The 4,148-nt window shown below is 36.8% G+C and carries 5 protein-coding genes, 6 tRNA genes and 1 pseudogene; all 12 read right to left on the reverse strand.

Annotation, left to right across the window (positions count from 1 at the left end; all coding sequences use genetic code 11):
• Window positions 1-188, reverse strand: a 188-nt coding sequence (locus K357_RS09365; RefSeq protein WP_038113538.1) for a GTP-binding protein, incomplete at its 3' end; no start/stop codon positions are given.
• Window positions 189-316: 128 nt separating this feature from the next.
• Window positions 317-393: transfer RNA gene (locus K357_RS0105495), tRNA-Met, on the reverse strand.
• A gap of 5 nt (window positions 394-398) precedes the next feature.
• Window positions 399-474, reverse strand: a tRNA-Thr gene (locus K357_RS0105500).
• A 30-nt stretch (window positions 475-504) separates the two neighbouring features.
• Window positions 505-580, reverse strand: a tRNA-Met gene (locus tag K357_RS0105505).
• A gap of 9 nt (window positions 581-589) precedes the next feature.
• Window positions 590-674 (reverse strand) — tRNA-Tyr (locus tag K357_RS0105510).
• A 3-nt stretch (window positions 675-677) separates the two neighbouring features.
• Window positions 678-753 (reverse strand) — tRNA-Thr (locus K357_RS0105515).
• Window positions 754-965: 212 nt separating this feature from the next.
• Window positions 966-1,445 (reverse strand): QueT transporter family protein, encoded by a 480-nt coding sequence (locus tag K357_RS0105520; RefSeq protein WP_028257818.1) that lies wholly within the window; start codon window positions 1,443-1,445, stop codon window positions 966-968.
• A 129-nt stretch (window positions 1,446-1,574) separates the two neighbouring features.
• A tRNA-Thr gene (locus K357_RS0105525) sits at window positions 1,575-1,650 on the reverse strand.
• A gap of 108 nt (window positions 1,651-1,758) precedes the next feature.
• Window positions 1,759-2,454, reverse strand: a complete 696-nt coding sequence (gene queC / locus K357_RS0105530) for a 7-cyano-7-deazaguanine synthase QueC (RefSeq protein ID WP_038113694.1) — start codon at window positions 2,452-2,454, stop codon at window positions 1,759-1,761.
• Between the two features lie 84 nt (window positions 2,455-2,538).
• Entirely contained in the window at window positions 2,539-3,294 is a 756-nt protein-coding gene (locus tag K357_RS0105535) for an exodeoxyribonuclease III (RefSeq protein ID WP_028257820.1), read from the reverse strand.
• 30 nt (window positions 3,295-3,324) lie between these two features.
• Entirely contained in the window at window positions 3,325-3,585 is a 261-nt protein-coding gene (locus K357_RS0105540; protein ID WP_028257821.1) for a hypothetical protein, read from the reverse strand.
• Window positions 3,586-3,711: 126 nt separating this feature from the next.
• Window positions 3,712-4,148 (reverse strand): annotated as a pseudogene (locus K357_RS10070) (transposase family protein); the annotation flags it as partial.

Consider the following 4,148-nt stretch of genomic DNA (forward strand, 5'->3'; position numbering starts at 1 on the left):
ATTGTAATACCGCGTTCACGTTCTTCTGGAGCTTTATCGATCATGCTGTAGTCTTGGAAATCAGCTTGACCTTTTTCAGCCAATACTTTAGTAATAGCTGCTGTTAATGTTGTTTTACCATGGTCAACGTGACCGATAGTACCAATGTTAACATGCGGTTTTGTACGTTCGAATTTTTCTTTTGCCATTTTAAGTAAATAGCCTCCTTCATCATAACAAAATAATGGTGTATATATCCATTATAGTATAAAGCAAGATAAATATAAAGTATCTACCCAAAATTTACATATAAAAAAAGCCTTCCCAAGGAAGGTATTGGTGGCGGCACACGGATTTGAACCGCGGACACATCGGGTATGAACCGATTGCTCTAGCCAACTGAGCTATGCCGCCGTATATGGAGCTAGTGACCGGGATTGAACCGGTGACCTTATCCTTACCAAGGATACGCTCTGCCGACTGAGCTACACCAGCATAATAGAAATTATACTGTTGCTATAATTATGGTTGCGGGGACAGGACTTGAACCTGCGACCTTCGGGTTATGAGCCCGACGAGCTACCAACTGCTCCACCCCGCTATGAAAAAATGGTGGAGGGAGAAGGATTCGAACCTTCGAAGTCGAAGACGGCAGATTTACAGTCTGCTCCCTTTGGCCGCTCGGGAATCCCTCCATATGGAGCTGGCGATAGGAATTGAACCCACAACCTGCTGATTACAAGTCAGCTGCTCTACCAGTTGAGCTACGCCAGCATTTCATAACAAGATATATTATAGCACTCAGGCAATAAGCTTGTCAATAATTTTTTATTGCTTAGTTTCCAAATACCATGCAACCAAAGCCTCTCAATTATTGCCACTCCTTAGTGCTTAACTAATATACCACATCTAGATTATCTTATGCAAGTGCTTTTTTTATTTTTTTAACTTTCAAATCATTCACACTATATCTAATAACTATCCGCTTACTTTCTAATAGGTAGTACTAATCGTCGTTTTAATAATTGTACTAGTAAGCATCCTACCACAGCAGGAATAACTTGCCCCACCGACAGATTACAAATCAACACGGTATAAGGGATATGCAATACATATGCTAGCCATGCCGATACGCACACAGCAGGAACAATCACAATAGGTAAGAGTGACCACCATAGATTCATTTGACGCCGTTTTAGACCTACAATAATCATGGTTGTAATGATGCCCACACCAAAGCCGCCAAGGCAATCGAGCCAACCTAAACCGCCAAATAAAAAGTTGGCAATCAAATTAGCAATCCCCATGGGAATAATGAGAAAAGGAAAGATATAAGCAAGTGCATATAAAGATGTGGCAATTCTAATTTGATAAGGGCCAAAAGACATACCTTGTGTAATATATAAAACAACAATATAAATAGCTATTACCATAGAAGAGATAGTTAATCGTCTAATAGAATTAATCTTCATCACACTCACCTCCTTTTACATAAAAAAAGAGTATGGTTAACCATACTCGTATTGCTTAGCTTATGTCTTCCTAGTTTTGTTTATAGACAGGATGGTTACGAACTGTCTTATGTAATTGTAAAATGGAGCTGGCGATAGGAATTGAACCCACAACCTGCTGATTACAAGTCAGCTGCTCTACCAGTTGAGCTACGCCAGCACCTTAGTACTTTGTTATAGTATCATATCAGATTTATTTTTGGCAAGTCTTTTTTTGTATAAACATAAAAAATTTTTAATAAAATGTATATGATACATAGTAATGTGCTTATTTGATAGCAGGATCCTTAAGCCCATTAGCGGCAAATGCCTGTGCTCTATCAATACAGGTACCACAATGACCACAAGGTGTTGCTCCACCTTCATAGCAACTCCATGTTAATTCATAGGGAACCCCTAATCGTATGCCTTCTTTAATAACATCTGCTTTAGAAGCAGTAATAAAAGGAGCTTCTAAAGTCAATAGCTTGCCACTACCTTCATAGATGGCCGCGCCCATAGCATTATAGAAAGCATTGCTACAATCAGGATATGCATTGCCTGCTGCATCATCACTGTGAGCCCCATAATATACATGACTAGCCTCTAATGAAAGTGCTAATGACGCAGCCGCTGATAAAAACAAGCCATTGCGAAAAGGCACATACGTGCTCACTACATCGCTACCGCTATTTGCTTGCTGTGTTGCATAGGATCCTTCAGGGATTGATTCTGTAGATTGTTGCAACAAAGAACAATTACTAAAAGCAAATATTTTTGTTACATCCAATGATTGTCCTTGCATATGGTAATAATTTAATATAGCATGCACCGCTTCTAATTCTTTACTATGTTTTTGTCCGTATAAAATAGACAACGGTATAACACAATCTTTTCCAAATCGTTCAATAGCCAAGGCTAAACAAGTAGTACTATCAACACCGCCACTCAATAAAACAACGGCACGTTCATTTCTTTCATTCATCATAGTATGCTTCCATCAATTCTTACAATACTAAAAAAGCATGTATGGTCTTGCTAATATATGCTTTTCCATCTACCATTTCATTTATAACTTAATATCCAATTCTACTGGGCAATGATCACTACCAAAAATATGTTGATGAATCTTCGCATCTTCAATTTTATCAACTATATCATTGGATGTAATAAAATAATCGATTCTCCACCCCGTATTTTTCTCACGTGCTTTACCCATATAAGACCACCAACTATATTCTTCTATCGCATCTGGATACTTATATCTAAAAGTATCCGTAAATCCTGCTTCTAGCAATTCGGTCATCTTGTTTCTTTCTTCATCCGTAAAGCCTGCATTACGACGATTTGTTTTAGGATTTTTTAAATCAATTTCTTGATGAGCTACATTTAAATCGCCACAAACGATAACTGGTTTTTTCTCATTCAATCCCAATAGATATGTACGGAAGGCATCTTCCCACTCCATACGATACTCAAGACGTAATAACTCTCGTTTACTATTCGGTGTATAACAAGTTACTAAATAAAAGTTATCAAACTCTGCAGTGATAACTCGTCCTTCTTGATCATGTTCTTCAATGCCTAAGCCGTTTATCACAGAGAGCGGTTTAACCCTCGTAAATAGAGCCGTCCCACTATAGCCTTTTTTTACCGCGCTATTCCAATATTGTTCATAACCAGGTAACACCATTTCAATTTGTTCTGGCTGTAACTTTGTCTCTTGTAAACAAAACATATCTGCATCTAATTCATGAAAGGCATCCATAAATCCTTTCGTAACAGCTGCTCGTAAACCATTTACATTCCATGATACTAACTTCATACTATCTCCTATAACTTTTACCTATGTAATCTATTTATTATCTTCCTTTTCGACCTGCCCATCTATATCGATTGTTTCTTGTTCACTCTTCTTAAACTGTGCTTCTTCACAATCACGACGATATTGATCATCTAAGGCTTTTTTCTTCTTCGCTGCCCACTTTTCTAACCAAGATGAGGCCGCCAATACAACTAATGCCCCTACATTAATCAACTGTATACCATTTTGATATATATGCCAAACAATTGCCATTAATGCCACAATTAATAATATACGGTTTAAACTTCTCATACATAACTCCTTATATATACAGGAAATACGTTCATATCGATAACTTTCTATAAAGATAGTATATCATAAATGGATAAGAAACATAAGTATCTTTCTATATTACTTAATTAACGGAATCTGTAGTAGTCAAACATTTGTGACACAGACTCCTAATGATGTACGTAAAAAGTACTCTGTTATATATTCATTAGGTGATTTAAATCCCAATACTTTTTGTGCTATGTTATTATATCTACTTGCATACCGTCGATATGCTTTTAAGAAAGCATCAAGACTTGTAAATTTTCTTCTGTAAATCGTTCTCCATCGCCCTTATAACTTCGTTCTACTTTCCCATTTTTACCATGGTGAAAATAGACATATCTGCTTATGTTTTATATTTAATTTCCGTAATACTCTATCGAATAAACATTCTCGTTCCTTAATTCCATAATTAGTAAACTCTTGTTCATTATCGGTCTGTACTGTCTGTATTTTAAAGCCCATTCGAGCTTCTAAGTCTAGTAAAAATTTGCTTGTGTTAGTTACACTCTTCTCGTCTACAATAGACAATACACGTTTTC

This window comes from Veillonella montpellierensis DSM 17217, assembly GCF_000426745.1.
Lineage (GTDB): Bacteria > Bacillota > Negativicutes > Veillonellales > Veillonellaceae > Veillonella > Veillonella montpellierensis.

Bases quoted from the DNA above. Each gene is read 5' to 3' on its own strand.
- queC (WP_038113694.1), bottom strand. From the start codon at position 2,454: ATGAATGAAAGAAATGAACGTGCCGTTGTTTTATTGAGTGGCGGTGTT.
- K357_RS0105535 (WP_028257820.1), bottom strand. From the start codon at position 3,294: ATGAAGTTAGTATCATGGAATGTAAATGGTTTACGAGCAGCTGTTACG.
- K357_RS0105540 (WP_028257821.1), bottom strand. From the start codon at position 3,585: ATGAGAAGTTTAAACCGTATATTATTAATTGTGGCATTAATGGCAATT.